This window comes from Halomonas gemina (genome assembly GCF_023554995.1).
Lineage (GTDB): Bacteria > Pseudomonadota > Gammaproteobacteria > Pseudomonadales > Halomonadaceae > Halomonas > Halomonas gemina.
In genome coordinates, this window is record NZ_JAMJPK010000010.1 from 62,333 (window position 1) to 79,065 (window position 16,733).

15 protein-coding genes are annotated in these 16,733 nt (G+C 70.1%); 7 read left to right on the forward strand and 8 right to left on the reverse strand.

Annotation, left to right across the window (positions count from 1 at the left end; translation table 11 throughout):
• The first annotated feature begins 90 nt into the window (after positions 1 to 90).
• Complete coding sequence (locus M8009_RS17745) at positions 91 to 525, forward strand: HIT domain-containing protein (protein WP_250063620.1); 435 nt, start codon at positions 91 to 93, stop codon at positions 523 to 525.
• Here M8009_RS17745 and M8009_RS17750 read toward each other — a convergent pair.
• From M8009_RS17750 to M8009_RS17765, 4 genes are read right to left on the reverse strand one after another with little or no spacing between them, the layout of a single operon-like run.
• Complete coding sequence (locus M8009_RS17750) at positions 522 to 1,553, reverse strand: nickel/cobalt transporter (protein ID WP_250063622.1); 1,032 nt, start codon at positions 1,551 to 1,553, stop codon at positions 522 to 524. The genes M8009_RS17745 and M8009_RS17750 overlap by 4 nt on opposite strands.
• On the reverse strand, positions 1,544 to 2,215 hold the full coding sequence (locus M8009_RS17755; protein ID WP_250063624.1) for a DUF1007 family protein: 672 nt from the start codon (positions 2,213 to 2,215) through the stop codon (positions 1,544 to 1,546). The genes M8009_RS17750 and M8009_RS17755 overlap by 10 nt, the downstream gene beginning before the upstream one ends.
• A 28-nt stretch (positions 2,216 to 2,243) precedes the next feature.
• Positions 2,244 to 2,597, reverse strand: a complete 354-nt coding sequence (locus tag M8009_RS17760; protein WP_250063626.1) for a hypothetical protein — start codon at positions 2,595 to 2,597, stop codon at positions 2,244 to 2,246.
• Positions 2,597 to 3,133: a hypothetical protein gene (locus tag M8009_RS17765; RefSeq protein ID WP_250063627.1), complete on the reverse strand. Its 537-nt coding sequence runs from the start codon at positions 3,131 to 3,133 to the stop codon at positions 2,597 to 2,599. The genes M8009_RS17760 and M8009_RS17765 overlap by 1 nt, the downstream gene beginning before the upstream one ends.
• 127 nt (positions 3,134 to 3,260) lie before the next feature.
• On the opposite strand from M8009_RS17765, the gene M8009_RS17770 reads away from it, so the two are divergent.
• Together M8009_RS17770 and M8009_RS17775 are read left to right on the forward strand one after the other, a co-directional pair.
• On the forward strand, positions 3,261 to 4,406 hold the full coding sequence (locus tag M8009_RS17770) for a glycerate kinase (RefSeq protein ID WP_250063629.1): 1,146 nt from the start codon (positions 3,261 to 3,263) through the stop codon (positions 4,404 to 4,406).
• Between the two features lie 119 nt (positions 4,407 to 4,525).
• Positions 4,526 to 4,999 carry a Dps family protein gene (locus M8009_RS17775; RefSeq protein ID WP_250063631.1) on the forward strand — a complete coding sequence of 158 codons (474 nt, stop codon included), beginning with the start codon at positions 4,526 to 4,528 and terminating at the stop codon, positions 4,997 to 4,999.
• Between the two features lie 86 nt (positions 5,000 to 5,085).
• Here M8009_RS17775 and M8009_RS17780 read toward each other — a convergent pair whose 3' ends face one another.
• From M8009_RS17780 to M8009_RS17790, 3 genes are read right to left on the reverse strand one after another with little or no spacing between them, the layout of a single operon-like run.
• Positions 5,086 to 6,501, reverse strand: coding sequence for a DNA recombination protein RmuC (locus M8009_RS17780; RefSeq protein ID WP_250063633.1), 1,416 nt, complete (start codon positions 6,499 to 6,501; stop codon positions 5,086 to 5,088).
• A 22-nt stretch (positions 6,502 to 6,523) separates the two neighbouring features.
• The gene (locus M8009_RS17785; protein ID WP_250063635.1) at positions 6,524 to 7,996 is read right to left on the reverse strand and encodes an aminoacyl-histidine dipeptidase; all 1,473 of its coding nucleotides are present in this window, start codon (positions 7,994 to 7,996) and stop codon (positions 6,524 to 6,526) included.
• Positions 7,997 to 8,028: 32 nt separating this feature from the next.
• On the reverse strand, positions 8,029 to 10,212 hold the full coding sequence (locus M8009_RS17790; RefSeq protein WP_250063637.1) for a tRNA(Met) cytidine acetyltransferase TmcA: 2,184 nt from the start codon (positions 10,210 to 10,212) through the stop codon (positions 8,029 to 8,031).
• Between the two features lie 340 nt (positions 10,213 to 10,552).
• Between M8009_RS17790 and dctP the strand changes: the two genes are divergently transcribed.
• The 4 genes from dctP to M8009_RS17810 all read left to right on the forward strand — a co-directional run bounded on the left by dctP (position 10,553) and on the right by M8009_RS17810 (position 15,452).
• Positions 10,553 to 11,656, forward strand: coding sequence for a TRAP transporter substrate-binding protein DctP (gene dctP / locus M8009_RS17795; RefSeq protein ID WP_250063639.1), 1,104 nt, complete (start codon positions 10,553 to 10,555; stop codon positions 11,654 to 11,656).
• A 106-nt stretch (positions 11,657 to 11,762) separates the two neighbouring features.
• Positions 11,763 to 12,266 (forward strand): TRAP transporter small permease subunit, encoded by a 504-nt coding sequence (locus M8009_RS17800; RefSeq protein ID WP_250063641.1) that lies wholly within the window; start codon positions 11,763 to 11,765, stop codon positions 12,264 to 12,266.
• Positions 12,263 to 13,591 carry a TRAP transporter large permease gene (locus M8009_RS17805; RefSeq protein ID WP_250063643.1) on the forward strand — a complete coding sequence of 443 codons (1,329 nt, stop codon included), beginning with the start codon at positions 12,263 to 12,265 and terminating at the stop codon, positions 13,589 to 13,591. The genes M8009_RS17800 and M8009_RS17805 overlap by 4 nt, the downstream gene beginning before the upstream one ends.
• A gap of 253 nt (positions 13,592 to 13,844) precedes the next feature.
• Positions 13,845 to 15,452 carry an ABC transporter permease gene (locus tag M8009_RS17810; protein ID WP_430886928.1) on the forward strand — a complete coding sequence of 536 codons (1,608 nt, stop codon included), beginning with the start codon at positions 13,845 to 13,847 and terminating at the stop codon, positions 15,450 to 15,452.
• Here M8009_RS17810 and M8009_RS17815 read toward each other — a convergent pair.
• A complete protein-coding gene (locus M8009_RS17815; RefSeq protein ID WP_430886929.1) occupies positions 15,369 to 16,496 on the reverse strand; it encodes an ABC transporter ATP-binding protein in 1,128 nt (375 codons plus the stop codon). The genes M8009_RS17810 and M8009_RS17815 overlap by 84 nt on opposite strands.
• Positions 16,497 to 16,733 lie beyond the last annotated feature (237 nt).

Here is a 16,733-nt window from a genome sequence, read left to right on the forward strand (position 1 = left end):
GGCAGTCCTGCCGGGGGAATCTGCCCGATATCGGGCCGGGTGTGCCATGATGACGGATACAGGGACAGCCGACACGAAAGGAGGCCCGTGATGTCGGATTTCGAACCCGATGCCCGTCTGGTAGCTGACAGCTACCCGGTCACCGAACTGCCGCTGTGCCAGCTGCGCCTGATGGACGATGCCCGCTTCCCCTGGCTGGTGCTGATACCGCGCCGCCTCGAGGTCAGCGAGGTGTTCCAGCTCGATGCCCCGGCCCAGCAGCAGCTGTGGCGGGAGGCCACCGCGGTCGGCAGGGCCATGCTGGATGCCCTGGGCGGCGACAAGCTCAACATCGCCAGCCTCGGCAATGTCGTTGCCCAGCTGCATGTGCACGTCATCGTTCGGCGTCGCGAGGACGCCGCCTGGCCGGCGCCGGTGTGGGGCCATGGCCAGGCCGAGGCCTACGACCTGGACCGCCTGGCCGACCTGCGTGCCCGCATCCTGGCCGAGGTGGAGGGGCTGGACCTGACGCCGCCCGAAGGTTAACCGCCGAAGGGGTGAGGCGCCGCATCCGGCGCTGCCGTCGCGCTGCGCGGCGGCGGCTCGCCCAGCAGCGGCGCGCTGGCCGGCTGGCCGACACCGGTCACGGTCAGCGACACCCCCAGGACCATGATGGCCAGCCCGCCTGCCAGGGCGGCCCAGCCGAGAAGGCGTCGAGCGTGTCGCGCCTGTCGCTGGCTGGCCAGGCGCCGCTCCGCCCAGCCCCGGGCGACCACGCTGGCCAGCGCCAGGGCCGAGACGGTCAATGCGGTGCCCAGCGACATCACCAGCACCGCCGCCACCCCGACCAGGAAGTTGCCCAGCAGGGTGGCCGCGCCCAGCAGCAGGACACCACCGCTGCAGGGGCGGATACCGATGGCCACCACCGTGGCCAGCGCCGTGCGCCAGTCCCCGGCGCGCTGCGGATCCACATGATGGTGCCCCCCGCAGCAATCGTTAGCCTGATCGTGGGCATAAACGTGGTGATGGGTATGCGCCTCGCCGGGAGCGGTTTCCGGCACGGCCGCGCTGGCGCGCAGCTGGCGGATGGCCCGCAGGCAGAGCCAGGCACCCACCAGGGTCACCATGAGGAAGCTCGCCTGCTCCACCCAGGCCACGCTGCCCATGGCCTGACGGGTCAGCCAGCCCAGGCCATGCACCAGCCCCACCACCAGGCCGATGGCCACCAGTCCCTGCAGCAATGAGGCAGCGAAGGAGAGGGCCAGGGCCCGACGGCGGGCACCGCCCTGGGAGAGCAGGTAGGTGGTCAGCACCGCCTTGCCGTGGCCGGGACCGGCGGCATGGAAGACGCCGTAGCCGAAGCTGATGCCGAGCAGGGTCGCCCAGGTGGCCGGCGAGGGCGCCCCGGAGAGCCCCGTGATGGCCAGGGTCAGTGCACGATGGAAGTCGCGCTGCCAGCCAACCAGCTGCAGGCTGAGCGCCTGAAGGGCCCCCTGAAACACCAGCTGCCAGGCCAGCAGGGCGAGCAGCAGCCCACCGGCCAGCCACGCCAGACGCTTGAGGGCTAGCGGCACGTGACCTCCCCCGTCTCGGCGAAGTGGCGCCCCAGGCCGGGCTCGCCCTCGTCATCGACGTCGAGCATGGCGGCCGCCATGACCTTTTCGGGGTCCGGGTCGGCGGACAGGATACGCGTCTCGCAATCGAGTTCGCCACCCACCGCCAGGGCATCCGCGAGTGGCGTGTCACCCTCCGCCTCGTGGACGACCTCGATATAGTAGGTAGGATCGAATACCCGGTAGCGCAGGGTCTCTCCCGCCATTTCCAGCGGCTCGGCCAGCGGCAGCAGGAAGACGAACTCGATCCGTCCGTCGCGCTCGAACACGGTATAGTCGTCGACCTCGCCGAGCCCGACTCTCTCGTCACCCCTCTGCAGTTCGGTGAAATAGCCCTGGGGGGAGAGGGTATCGCGCATCTCGCTGCCCAGCTGATCGAGGGCAGCCTCCAGCCCACCGCCCCCCTGTTCCCGCTCGAGCTCCTCGAGCAGCACCAGGCTGTAGAAGGGATCCAGGCGCCAGGATTGCTGGAGGGCTTCCAGCCGCCCCTCGCCATCGAGCACCAGGCGCATGCGCAGGTCGATCCAGCCGTGAGGGTGCGCCGCAGCCGCAAGCGGCAGCAGAAGGCCGGCGGCGAGGCAGAGCACACCGATCAGGCGAGGGGGCAATACGGACGGAAGCATCGGAGGCCTTGTCGTCATCTGGGGGCGGTCAGGGTAACAGCCCCAGCCGCGATTGCAGATCGGTCAGCAGGGGGTCCAGCACGGTGGGTGGCAGAGGCCGCCCACCGCGGGTGGCGATGAAGCTGATGCGACTGCCGTCTCCCTGGCCGGCCACACGCAGCGACACGCCGTAACCCGGCATCCGGCCCAGCACCGCCTCCAGGCGTCCCAGGTCGCCGTCGGCGTGGCGGATCACGTAGCCGCGCTCCATCAGCAGGTCCATGGCCTCGCGCAGGGTGGTCTCCGGCGTCGCCGCCAGGTGAATCTCGCGGGGCTCAGGCGGGGCCGGGGTGGCACAGCCGGCCAGCCAGGCGACCAGCAGGATGACGATGGGGGCTCTCATCACGGGGCCTCCTGGGCCGATACGGCCTCGATGGCATCGCGCAGCTCTCGGCAGAAGTCGGCATCGCTGGCACTGCGTGACTCGCGCAGCTCGCCTCGCCAGTCGAAGATGCGGATATCCCGGGACACCTGCACCCGCTGCCTCCCCACCACCACCGAGACCCGCTCGATGCGGGTTGCCTCGTCGGTCACCGGCCCGATGCCGCCGCCGATGCCGAGCATCACGCCGGAAGCGACATGGCCGCCGCTGCCGCCCAGCACGAAGCCGCCGAAGCGGGGCAGGCGTTCGACGCCATGGTCGTGATAGATGGTGTTGCGGGCGCGTTCGGCACTGACCAGCCCCAGCGGCGCATCGGTGTGGCGCACCAGGAAGCCCTCCGCCTCCAGGGCCGTGACGGCCCTGGCCAGGCTGTCGCCGGGGCCGGCGAGCCAGCGGCACTCGGCGGCCGGGGCAGGCTCGGCCACCGGCAGGGTCGTCGGCGTCACCTGGCAGCCGGCCAGCGCCGCCGGCAGCAGCAACAGCAGCCATCTACGCATCGGAGGCTCTCCGCAAGGGGTCAGGAGCAGTCTACGCCGGAAGCCGGCGGGGATGAAGCGCCCCGGGGTTCTGTCCCGTGCCGGCGGGCGCTAAGCTGGAAACCCCTTCCATATGACGAGAGCGGCCATGAAGATCCTGATCTGCCCGGACAGCTTCAAGGATGCCCTGCCCGCCGCCGATGCCGCGCGGGCCATCGCCTGCGGGGCGCGGCGCGCCGAGGCCGACATCGAGGCCCTGGAGTGCCCGCTGGCCGATGGCGGCGAGGGCAGCCTCGATGCGCTCCTGGCCGCCACCGGGGCCGAGCGGCGCTCGGCTGACGTCCACGACGCCCTGGGTCGGCCGGCCAGGGCCGACTGGGGCTGGCACGCCGCGAGTCGCACCGCCTACGTGGAGCTGGCCGAGGCCAGCGGCCTGCAGGCGCTGGCACCCGACGAGCGCACCGCCCTGCACAGCACCACCTTCGGCGTCGGCGAACTGATCCGCGAGGCCCTGGATGCCGGTGCCGAGCGCCTGCTGCTCACCCTCGGCGGCAGCGCCACCAATGACGGCGGGGCGGGGATGCTGACCGCCCTGGGGGCACGACTGCGTGACGGCGAGGGCCGCGACCTGGCCCCGGGCGGTGCCGCCCTCGCCGACCTGACCGAGCTCGACCTGCAGCGCCTCGACCCGCGCCTGGCCGGCCTGAGGGTCGAGACGGCGGTGGACGTAGACAACCCGCTGCTGGGCGAGCGCGGCGCCAGTGCGGTCTTCGGCCCCCAGAAGGGCGCCTCGCCGGACGAGGTGGCGCGACTCGATGCCGCCCTGGCCCGTTTCGCCGACGTCACCGCTGCGACCCTGGGCCAGGATCATCGCGACCTGCCCGGGGCCGGCGCCGCCGGGGGCATGGGCTTTGCCGCCCGGGCCTTCCTCGCCGCAGAGCTGCGCCCCGGTATCGAGCTGGTGATGGCCCAGGCCGGCGTCGAGGCCCTGCTGGCGGGCGCCGACCTGGTGATCACCGGCGAGGGCCAGCTCGATGGCCAGAGCCTGGCCGGCAAGACCCCGGTGGGCGTGGCCCGGCTGGCCCACCGGCACGACGTGCCGGTGGTGGTGCTGGCCGGGCGGCTGGCACCGGGCTGGCAGGCCGCCTTCGACGAGGGCGTCACCGCGGCCTTCGCCCTGGCCGATGGCCCCATGGCGCTCGACGAGGCCCTCGCGCGCTGCGCCGAGCTGCTGGCCGACCGCACCGAGGGCCTGGTGCGGCTCTGGGTCGCACTGGCCGGCCGTCGGCCTTGAAGAGTGCGTCCGACACCCGCATGTCATGGACATCGGCTATGGTGGCCATGGCGACAATTGACTTATCCACCGCCGGCGGACGAATTACCCTACCTGCATCGCGATCAAGGAGGCATTGCATGAGCGACACCAATACCATCGGCCTGCACGAGGCCAGCGCCAGCCAGCTGGCCGAGAAGCTCAACGAGCTGCTGGCCAACTACCAGATCTTCTACATGAACGTGCGCGGCTACCACTGGAACGTGAAGGGCCGCCAGTTCTTCCAGCTCCACGAGAAGTTCGAGGAGTTCTACACCGACCTGCTGACCAAGGTCGATGAAGTCGCCGAGCGCATCCTTACCCTGGGCCACCAGCCGGTGCACGCCTACAGCGACTACGTGAAGATCGCCAGGATCCAGGAGGACAAGAACGTCCACGATGGCGAGACCTGCGTGCGCGGCGTGCTCCAGGGCTACCAGACCCTGATCGAGCTGCAGCGCGAGCTGCTCTCGCTGGCCTCGGATGCCGACGACGAGGGCACCGCTGCCCAGGCCGGCGACTATATCCGCGAGCAAGAGAAGACCGTGTGGATGCTGGGCGCCTACCTCGGCTGATCCCCGCTACCGTAGACACCGCAACATGACGACGCCGCCCCTCGGGGCGGCGTCGTCGTTGCAGGAACAGTCGGCCGACCCGGGACTCAGTAAGGCCCCATGGCCTCGTCGTCCGTGTCGTCCTCTCCCCCGGCGGCACGCACCAGCTCCGTCGGCAACGGCTTCTTCATGCGCACCCCCAGGCGCTGCAGCTCGGTGGCCTGGGCCACCAGGCTGCCCTGCCCGCTGGAGAGCCGCCCCATGGCCCGGCGATGGCTCTCGCCCGCCCGTTCCAGGTGACGCCCGACCTCCTCGAGGCTCTCGACGAAGCCGGAGAACTTGGCCAGCAGCTTCTCGGCCCGGTCGCCGATCAGGCGCGCGTTCTCGTTCTGGCGCTCCAGGCTCCACAGGCCGGCCACGGTGCGCAGGCTGGCCAGCAGGGTGGTCGGGGTGACCACCACGACCTGGCGGTCGAAGGCCTCCTGGAAGAGCGAGGGGTCGCGCTCGAAGGCGGCGGCGAAGGCCGGCTCCACCGGCACGAAGAGGAACACGAAGTCCGGCGAATTGAGCCCCGGCAGCGCCGGGTAGTCCTTGCCCGAGAGGCCGGCGACATGGCCGCGCAGCGACTGCAGGTGGGCCTTCATGGCCGCCTCGCGCTCGGCCTCGTCCTCAGCGTTGACCACCCGGGTCCAGGCCACCAGCGACACCTTGGCGTCGACGATCAGGTGGCGGTCGTCGGGCAGGTAGATCACCGCATCGGGGCGCTGGCGCCCCTGCTCCCCCTGCAGCGAGACCTCGCGACGATACTCGATATCGCGGCGCAGGCCGCTGCGCTCGAGCACGGTCTCGAGCATCAGCTCGCCCCAGTGGCCCTGCGCCTTCTGGTCGCCCTTGAGGGCTCGGGCGAGGCCCGCGGCCTCCTCGCCGAGACGGGCGTTGAGCCCGGCGAGCTGTTCGAGCTGCGCCTTGAGGGAGCCGCTGTCGCGGCTCTGCTGACCATGCAGCTCCTCGACCCGGCGTCGAAACTGGTCGACCTGCTCGCGGAAGGGGCGCAGCAGGGCCTCCAGGCTGTCGCGACTCTGTACCGAGAAGGCCTGCTGGCGCTCCTCGAAGATGCGACCGGCAAGCTGGCGGAACTCCTCCTTGAGCCGCTCCCGGGCCTCCTCGAGAAGGGCCAGCTGCTCGCGGTGACGCAGCGCCATCTGCTCCTGCTCGGTCTCCAGCCGGGCGGCCTGCTCGCGCCGTTCGGCCAGTCGGTCGCGGGTCCCGGAAAGCTCGGCCTCCAGGGCGGCCAGCCGCTCGCGGCTGCCATCCAGCTGCGCATCGCTCTGGGCCAGCTCCTGCTCCAGGCGCCGCACGCTGGCCTCGCCCTCGGCGCGCTCCTGCTCCCGGACGCGGAGGCGTGCCTCGGCCGCGACCAGGCGCCTTCGCCAGGACAGCCCCGCCCAGGTCATCGCCAGCAGCAGCCCGGCCAGCCCCCAGGCCAGCCAGGCCGGCGCGGGCCCTTGCAGCAGTTCGTTCATCACGGTCTCGACTGTGAAGAGATCAAGGCGTCTCGACCCTGGCCAGGTCCTCGACCAGGGCACGCAGCAGTGCCCAGAACTCCTCCACGGACGCCAGCTCCACCCGCTCGTCGGGGGAGTGGGCGCCGCGGATCAGCGGGCCGAAAGAGATCATGTCCAGCTGCGGGTACTTGCCGCCGAGGATGCCGCACTCGAGACCGGCGTGGATCACCTTGACCTCGGGATCGCTACCCAGCCGCTCACGATGCAGGCGACAGAAGCGCGCCAGCAGCGGGCTGTCCGGATTCGGCGTCCAGCCCGGGTAGGCATTCTCTACCCGGGTGCGCGCCCCGATCAGCTCGAACAGCGCCCGGAAGCGGTCGGCGATGTCCTGGGTGGCACTGTCGCGCAGCGACCGCACCAGGGCGCAGAGGTGGAAGCGCCCGCCTTCCAGGCTGACCACGCCCAGATTGTTGGAAGTCTCCACCACCCCGGGGACCGCGACGCTCATGCGCTCGACGCCGCAGGGGGCCACGTGCAGGGCGCGGACCAGCAGCTGGCTGGCCTGCTCGGTCAGCGCCTCGCCCGGCCGCGCGTCCCGTGGCGCCAGCGTCAGGGTGAGGCCCTCGTCGACCCCGGCCAGCTCGGCGCGAAGCTCTTCCTGCAGCGCGGCCACCCGCTCCCGGGCGGGCGCCTGCTCGTCGTCGGGCAGTACCAGGGTGGCGAAGGCCTCCCGCGGCAGGGCATTGCGCAGGGTACCGCCATGGTAGTCGACCAGCCGCGCACCGAAGGGCTCGAGGGCACGCAGCACCCGAACCAGCAGCCGGTTGGCGTTGCCAAGCCCCTTATGGATGTCGATGCCGGAGTGGCCCCCCGAGAGCCCCGTCAGCGACAGCCGCAGCGCCACCTCGTCGTCGACCAGCGATGCGCTGGGCAGCTGCGCCTCGACGATGACGTCGGCCCCGCCGGCGCAGCCGATATAGACCTGGCCGCGGTCCTCGGAATCCAGGTTGAGCAGCAGGCGTCCCTCGAGCCAGCCCTCGGCCAGGTGGAGGGCCCCGCCCATGGAAGACTCCTCCTCCAGGGTGAAGAGCGCCTCCAGCGGGCCGTGCTCCAGGCTCTCGTCCTCGAGGATCGCCAGCGCCGCCGCCACCCCCAGGCCGTTGTCGGCCCCCAGGGTGGTATGGCGGGCGTGCAGCCAGCCATCATCGCCCACCCGGGTCTCGATGGCATCCCGGGTGAAATCGTGGGGATGGTCGGCGTTGGCCTGGGCCACCATGTCCAGGTGGCCCTGCAGGATGATTCCCGGCGCCGACTCGCAGCCGGGCGTGGCGGGCTTGCGGATGCGCAGGTTGCCGAAGGCGTCGCGGTCGTGGGCCAGCCCCAGGCCGTCGGCCCAGCGCTCGAGGATCGCCACCAGGGCGGCTTCGTGGCCGGAGGGGCGCGGCGTGTTGCACAGGGTGCGAAAGTGGCGCCACAGGGGCCGGGGGGAGAGCTGTTCGAGATGTGCGTTCATGGCGGTTCTGTCTCGCGATTGACCCGGGAACTCTACCGGCCGGCCTCGCCGGGGGAAAGCCCGCACTCGCCGTCGTGGAACCGTGCCACGGCCTCGCGCAGCCGTGACTGAACGCCACGCTTCCCCGACACCCCCAGGCGCGCTGCCAGCCAGGCCATTTTCCGCCCCTGGAAGGCCCAGGCGGCAAGCAGTGCCAGCGCCTCGTCCTGGTCGCCCGCCAGTCTCGTTGCCCGACACCTCACCAGCGCCTGGATCGCCGGGCGGACCAGGGCGGGCTCGCGATGGCCGAAGGCCATGTCATCGAGGTCGCGGCGATCCTCATCGCCCAGGGGGGCCGCGGGCCCCTCGGCGAGCAGGGCCATCACCACCGCCGGCTCCAGCTCGGCCAGCTCGAAGGCCAGCAGCCCCGGCAGCTGGCGGTGGAAGCGTGCCTGGAGGCGCTCGACGAGTCGCTCTCCCCTCGGGCCGGTGGGCCGCACCACCATCAACGCGTGTTCGCCGGTGGCCGTCTCCCGGGTCAGGCCCAGGCGCACCGCCCGGAAGCCCGCCGCCTGCCAGAAGGCCTGCAGCCCCGGCTCGGCGCCGAAGCTGGCCCCCAGCAGCTCGATGCCGTCGCGACGCGCCCGGGCCATCTCGGCCTCGAGCAATCGCCGTCCCGCCCCGGTACGGCGCCGCTCGGCAGGGACGGCGATGCGCAACACCCGCCTCAGGCGGGCCGTCAGCGCCTCACGCTCGCCGGCATGGGCGGCCAGCGACTGGGCCAGCAGGTGGCCTCGTGGTCGCCGCTCGCCCCGCGCCACCCGCTCGGCGAGCCCGGCCGGAAAGCCCCCCTCGTCGCCGCTTACCACCACGCCCTGCAGGCCCTCACCGGCCTCGAGGACGGAGAGGGCGACCGTCGGGCCATCCAGCAGGCGACGCAGGTCGGCGGGCGTGGTGCGGTAGTGGGCCTGAACCAGCAGGCCGAACAGCGCGCGCAGCCGCGGCTCGTCGCGGGCCAGGGCGTCGCGGTCCAGTCGCCGCAGGGCCGGGGGCTCACCGGCGTCCGGGCACGTCGTCGGCTCGGCATCCAGCAGCAACAAGCGCGAGGTCAGCGCCTCCAGCGGATCACCCTCGGCCCAGCGGATCGGCTCGACCAGGTGGTACTCCCGCCAGTCGGGCGTCTGGCGCAGGAGCCGATCACGGAAGCGCAGCGCGAAGCCACGCCCCGATCCCTCGTAGCCGTGCACCGTGGTGGCGAAGGCGATGCGCGGGAAGGCGGCAAGCCAGCGCCCCAGCAGCGGCGCCGGAATCGCCGCCGCCTCGTCGACCAGCAGCAGCCGGCCGGGGCCACCGACCTCGCCCTGCTCGGCCAGTTTGTCCAGCGCATCGGGGGGCAGGAAGGCGACCCGCCCGCGGCCCGTCTCGAAGGCGTTGCCGTGCCGCTGCCCCACGGGGCAGAGGGCCGCCAGGCGCTCGAAGAGCCCGGCCACGGCCGACGGGCGCGGTGCCGTAACCAGGATCTCCGTCTCCCCCGCCGCCAGCAGCCGCGCACAGGCGATGCCCAAGGCCGCCGTCTTGCCGCGGCCGCGGTCGGCGGTCAGCACCAGCGGTCGACGCCGGCGCAGCCGGGTGAGCCGTGCCACCGCCTCGGCCTGGTCGCGGGTCAGGCAGTCAAGCTCCCCGCTGGTCGACGACGCGACTGCCGGCGGTACTTCGGGCAGTCGTGGACGCGGCGGCGCCTCCCCCGCCGTCCACTGGATCACGCGCGCGTCGGCGCGCAGCAGCCGGGCAAGCCGGGCCAGGTAGCGGGCGCTGAGCTGCTCGGCCCGCCAGGGGTACTCCGTCAGGCGGCGGTAGTCGGCATCGGGGCGCGCGCCCCAGTCGGACGGGGTCATCAGCACCAGCAGCCCACCGGCGCGCAGGGTGCCGGCCAGCGCGCCGAAGGCCTCGGGGTCGAAGCCGCACGCGTCCGAGACGGCGTCGAAGACCACCAGGTCCTGCTCGCCTCCCAGTCGCGTGCGAGCCTTCGACGCCGGCAGCCAGCGCAATGCCTCGATACCGTCCACAGGCTCGGCGGCGACCCACAGCGGCGACTGCCAGCCTCCCTCCTGCCACAGGGCCAGCGCTTCTTGGCGACACGCCTCGGCCGCTCCGGTCAGCCAGACCAGGCCGCGCCAGCGATGCTGGATCAGGCGGCGTCGAGTCTCCTGCAGGGGGGCGAGGCGGTCGCGGATCATCCGGGGCTCCATCAGCGGCTCAACTTTGGTCTAAGGGTGCGCGACCTTTCAACGTTGCCGAGCATTTCGGCACTGCAGCACCATTGTCATACGAACGTTTCAACTTATTGATTAAAATGATATTACCCTCTCACAGCGAGAGCCTTGCGGGGCTTTTGTGAGGCACCGAGGCGACCACGACCCCGGTCGAACATGTCCGTCGACCCATGCTAGCTTGTTTCCTGTTGCCGAGTTGCCCAGACGGTCAGGCCCGCTGGCACCGCAGGCGGCCGCGTCCCGGCACCGACGGCCGTTCCATCGACTTCTCGACAAGCAGAACAACCCACAAGGGAGCACCTCAATGAAGAAGATGAGCAAGTTCGCCCTCACCGGGCTGGCAGCGGGCGTCGCCCTCGCCGCCATGAGCTCCACCGCCCAGGCCCAGGAACAGTGGACCATGACCACCACCTGGCCGGACAACCTGGACCTGATCCAGATCGACCGCCACTGGGCCGAGCTGGTCAACAAGCTCGCCGGTGACGAGGTGCAGATCGAGTTCCGCGCCGGTGGCACCCTGATGCCCGGCACCGAGGTCTTCGATGCCACCCAGACCGGCAGCATCGAGGCCGCCGGCGACTGGCCCGGCTACTGGGCCGGCTACAGCCCGGCCTTCTCGCCGCTGGCCACCACCACCAGCCTGTTCAACGGCGTCGACTATCTGAACTGGATCATGGAGTGGGGCGGCTGGGAGCTCTACCAGGAGGTCTACGGCCAGTACAACATGGTCTACCTGCCCTACGGCATCACCAACAACGAGTCCGGCTTCCGCGGCGGCACGCCCATCGAGAGCCTCGCCGACCTGGAGGGCAAGCGCCTGCGCCTCTCCGGTCGCGACCAGGGCCGCGTGCTCGAGCAGCTCGGCGGCTCCCAGGTCACCCTGGCCGGCGGCGAGATCTACCAGGCCATCGAGCGTGGCGTGGTCGACGGTGCCGAGTTCTCCACCCCGGGCGTGGACTACAAGGCCGGCTTCTCCGAGGTGGCCGACTACTGGTCCGTGCCGGGCTGGCACCAGTCCGCCAGCGTGTTCGGCGTGATGATCAACCAGGATGCCTGGGACGCCCTCTCCGAGGAGACCCAGGACAAGCTGAAGATCGCCGCCGAGGCTACCATGGCCTGGTCGCTGGCCTGGTCCGAGCGCGAGTCCACCGAGGGCACGGTGAAGTTCCTCGAGGACGGCACCGAGATAAACCAGCTCTCCGAGGAGGACCTCGCCGAGATCCAGCGCATCACCAACGAGGTGATCGTCCAGGGGGCCTGCGAGGACCCGATGCACGCCAAGGTCTACCACTCCATGATCAGCTACCTGGAGCACTACGCCAACTGGCGTGACGTCTCGGTGCCCTACAACATGAGCCGCGTCACCGACGACCTGCCCTCTCTGGAGGAGATCGAGGCCTGCATGTAAGGCCTCGCCAGGGCCCTCTTCCGGGAGGGCCCGCCGGCTAGCCGGTGGCTGATCGTCGCCGGCCGGCCAGACGTCGTGCTCCCACTGATTCACGAGATCCCCGCTCATGAACGCCATTGCCAAGGCCATCGATGCCCTCAACGAGGCCTTCGGTCGCCTGATCGCCCCGTTGATCGCCGTGATCACGCTGATCGTGATCTACGACATCGCCATGCGCTTCTTCATCGGTCGCCCCAGTGACTGGGCCTTCGATATCACCAAGATGCTGTTCGGCGTCCACTTCATGCTGATGGCCGCCTACGGGCTGCGCCACCATGCCCATGTGGAGGTCGACGTCCTGAAGCGGCTGCTGTCGCGCCGCAAGCAGGCCGCCCTCGAGATCCTGGGCTACCTGGTCTTCTTCGTGCCCTTCATCTGGATGCTGCTGACCCTGGGCTGGGACTTCTTCATGCGCTCCTTCAGCCGCGGCGAGACCACCTACGGCATGGTCGCCATCCCCGTCTATCCGGTGAAGGCGGTGATCGTCATCGCCGCCTTCCTGATCCTGCTGCAATCCGTCGCCATCGTGATCCGCGCCATCCAGCAACTGCGTGAGGAGGAGCCCGCATGAGCCCCGAGATGCTCACCCTGTTCATGTTCGGCGGCCTGCTGGTCGGCCTGTTCATGGGCCACCCGCTGGCCTTCGTGCTAGGCGGCATCGCCGTGCTCGGCGCCTGGCTCGGCCCCGGCGCCAAGATCCTCGGCACCCTGATCAACAACATCTACGGCAACGCCATGGACAACTATGTCCTGGTGGCCATCCCGCTGTTCATCCTGATGGCGCGCTTTCTCAACGACTCGGGGGTCACCGAGAAGATGTTCGAGTCGATGCGTCTGCTGCTGGCCAACCTGCGCGGCGGCCTGGCGCTCACCGTGGTCATCGTCTCGGTGCTGCTCGCCGCCACTACCGGCATCGTCGGCGCCTCCATCGCGGTGATGGGCATGATCGCCCTGGTGCCGATGCTCAAGTACGGCTACAACAAGGAGCTCAGCACCGGGGTGATCATGGCCAGCGGCTGCCTGGGCATCCTGATCCCGCCGAGCATCATGCTGATCCTGATGGCCAGCTACTCGCCGGTCTCGGTGGGCGCGCTGTTCGCCGGCGCCCTGGTGCCGGGCCTGCTGCTCGGCGTGATGTATGCCCTCTATGTGCTGATCATCTGCCACATCAAGCCCTCCTACGGCCCGCTGGTGCCGGCGGCGGAGCGCGCCGAGACCAGCACCCGCGAGCTGCTGGTGATGCTGGCCAAGTACGTGCTACCGCCCATGTCGCTGATCCTCGGCGTGCTCGGCGCACTGTTCACCGGCATCGCCACCGCCACCGAGGCCTCGGCGATCGGCGTGACCATCGCCTTCCTGCTGTTCCTGATCTTCGGCGACCGCAAGGTCTCGACCTGCTATCGCACGCTGATCGATGCCAGCAAGACCACCACCATGGTGATGCTGGTGCTGGTGGGTGCCACCGCCTTCACCGGGGTGTTCTCCCGCGGCGGCGGCATGCAGGTGATCCACGAGCTGGTCATGGCGATGCCGGGCGGCACCACCGGGGCGCTGATCCTGATGCTATTCCTGGTGTTCATCCTGGGCATGTTCCTGGACTGGACCGGCATCGTGCTGCTGAGCTTCCCGATCATGCTGCCGATCGTCGAGAGCATGGGCATCGACGTGCTGTGGTTCGTGGTGATGGTCGCCGTGGTGCTGCAGACCTCCTTCCTCACCCCGCCCTTCGGCTATGCGCTCTTCTACCTCAAGGGGGTAGCGCCCAAGGGGGTCGAGATCGTCGACCTCTACAAGGCGGTGATCCCCTTCTGCGCGCTGATCGTGCTGGCCTGCGTGCTGATGGCCTTCTTCCCTGCACTGGTCACCGGCCTGCCCTCTGTGCTGATCGGCTACTGAGCCTTCCCCTCCGGTAACCCCATGACGGCCCCATGACGCCCGCCGCTCGATGAGCGGCGGGCGTCTACCTTGATCCCGGTCAGCCGCAATGGCTGCAGCCTCCGGGGGCACCTGATACAATTCTCACGCGCAAATGCCTCGCATCCACACCGCCTCCAGCCCTCTCTGGAAGGAGACCTCGTTGACCAGACCGGCCAGTTCCCGTGCCCCCGTCCCCTCCCGCCTGTCGCTGCCTTTCAATGTCTGGAACACCCTGACCATCGGCATCGCCCTGATCGTGGCACTGCCGGTCATCGTGGTACTGGCGCACCTGTTCATGCCCACCGAAGGCATCTGGGGGCACCTGGCCAGCACCGTGCTGCCCAGGTATCTCGGCAACACCCTCTTCCTGGTGGTGACCGTGGGCCTCGGCACCTTCGTGATCGGCACCGGAACCGCCTGGCTGGTGGTGATGTGCCGCTTCCCGGGACGCCGGCTGTTCGAGTGGGGTCTGCTGCTGCCACTGGCGGTACCGACCTACGTGATCGCCTATGCCTACACGGATTTCCTGCAGTTCGCCGGGCCCGTCCAGACCTGGCTGCGGGAGAGCTTCGGCTGGTCGGCCGGCGACTACGTCTTCCCCGACATCCGCTCGCTGTGGGGAGCAGCCACCCTGATCACCCTGGTGCTCTACCCCTATGTCTACATGCTGTCGCGGGCGGCCTTCCTGGAGCAGTCGGTCTGCGTGCTGGACGTGGGGCGGACCCTGGGACGGGGTCCCTGGCGGCTGTTCACCAGCGTGGCCCTGCCGCTGGCGCGGCCGGCCATCGTCGGTGGCGTATCGCTGGCGCTGATGGAGACCCTCAACGAGTTCGGGGCCGTGCAGTACTTTGGGGTCGACACCTTTACCACCGGCATCTATCGCACCTGGTTCGGGATGGGCGAGCAGGTGGCCGCGGCCCAGCTCGCCGCCTGCCTGCTGGCCTTCGTCATCGCCCTGGTGCTGCTCGAGCGCGCCTCACGCGGCAAGCGCCGCTACTTCCACACCACCGGTCGCTACCAGCACCTGCCGGAATTCGCGCTCCACGGCTGGCGGGCCTGGGCCGCCACCCTGGCCTGCCTGGCGCCCGTGCTGCTCGGCTTCCTGATCCCCAGCGGCCTGCTGGGCTACCTCTCGGTCCAGGGCGGGGATGCGCTCTTAGGCTCGGCCTTCCTGGGCTTTGCCGGCAACAGCCTGCTGCTGGCGGCGCTCGCATCAGTGGTCGCCGTGAGCCTGGCGCTGCTGCTCAGCTACGGCGCCCGCCTGCACCCCGGCAAGGTGACACGGGTGGCGACGCGCGTGGCCGCCATGGGCTATGCGGTCCCGGGCTCGGTGGTGGCGGTGGGCATCCTGATCCCCTTCGTGTGGATGGACCACCAGATCAACGACTTCATGAAGGGGCAGTTCGGGGTCGTGGTGGGGCTGCTGCTCAGCGGGTCGGCCTTCATCCTGGTGTATGCCTACCTGGTGCGCTTCCTCGCCGTCTCCTTCAATGCCATCGAGGCGAGCCTGGGCAAGGTGACGCCGAGCATGGATGCCGCCTCCCGGACCCTGGGTCAGACGGCGGGCGGCACCCTGCGCAAGGTGCACACCCCGATCATGCGCGGCAGCCTGATCGCCGCCGGCATCCTGGTCTTCGTGGACGTGATGAAGGAGCTGCCGGCCACGGTGATCCTGCGTCCCTTCAACTTCGACACCCTGGCGATCCGGGCGCATAGCCTGGCCGCGGACGAGCGCCTGGCCGAGGCCTCGACCTCGTCACTGGCTATCGTGGCAGTAGGCATCCTGCCGGTGATCCTGCTCAGCATCGCCATGCGCCGCTCCCGACCCGGCAGCCGCTGAGGCCTCCAGGGGGAAGACGAAGACCTGGGAGGCGTCCAGGCCGATCATGATCGGCTGACCTTCCCGGGGCAGGAAGACGCCCGGGGACCGGGCATGCAGGTGTGACTCCCGGCCGTCGGGGGCGTGGGCGCAGATATGCACCAGGCTGCTGCGCCCCAGCAGCTTGGCCATGATGACATGACTGTGGTGATGCTCCGGCGGGTCGTCCAGCGGAACCACCCGCAGGGCCTCGGGACGGATCATCACCTGCACCCGACTGCCTTCCGGCAGACCCCTGCCCGAGACGTCGCCCACCGGGGTCGCCACCCTGCCGTCCACCACGCGCCCCTCCAGCTCGTTCACCTCGCCGAAGAAGGTGACCACGAAGGGGTCGGTGGGGGCGCAATAGAGGTCCAGCGGCGTTCCGGCCTGGACCACTCGCCCCTCGCGCATCAGCACGATGCGATCGGCCATGAACATGGCCTCCTCCGGGTCGTGGGTCACCAGCAGCACGCCCGCCCCCACCTTCTTGAGCACGTGCAGGGTATCGTCGCGTATGCGGTCGCGCAGGCGCGCGTCGAGGCTGGAGAAGGGTTCGTCGAGCAGCATCAGCTGCGGCGCCGGCGCCAGCGCCCGGGCCAGGGCGATGCGCTGCTGCTGCCCACCCGAGAGCATATGCGGGAAGACCCGGGCATAGCGCTCCATGCCCAGCAGCTCGAGCAGCTCGTAGGCCCGGCGACGCCGCTGCTGGGCAGGCTGGGACTCGAGCCCGAAGGCCACATTGTCGAGCACCGACAGGTGAGGGAACAGCGCCGAATCCTGAAAGGCCAGGCCGACATTGCGCTTCTCGGGCGGCACGTGGGAGCGCCCGACGCGCCCCATCGACTCGCCGCCCAGTTCCACGCGCCCCTGCTGCACCCCCTCGAGACCTGCGGCGATCCGCAGCAGGGTGGACTTGCCGCAGCCGGAGGGGCCCAGCAGGCAGACGATCTCCCCGGGCTTGACCTCGAGGGAGACGTCCTCTACCGCCAGGTGCTGCTGGTAGGCATGGCGGATCTGGTGCATGGCGAGAACGGGTGCCACGGCAGCATTCTCGTCGATCGGGAGCGTCGGTTGGCTAGTCATGGGTTCTGAGCGGCCATTCGGATGAAGGGTATAGCCTGCATGGTAACGCGAAAGCCTCCTGAATGCGTTGTACTATCGCTCGCATTTCGCTCCAGCGACTGTCAAGAGAGGGCGATCCCTGACCTGGATCAGGTAGCCCGGCGGCGGCGGGGCTTGACGCGACCGGCGGGAGGCGCT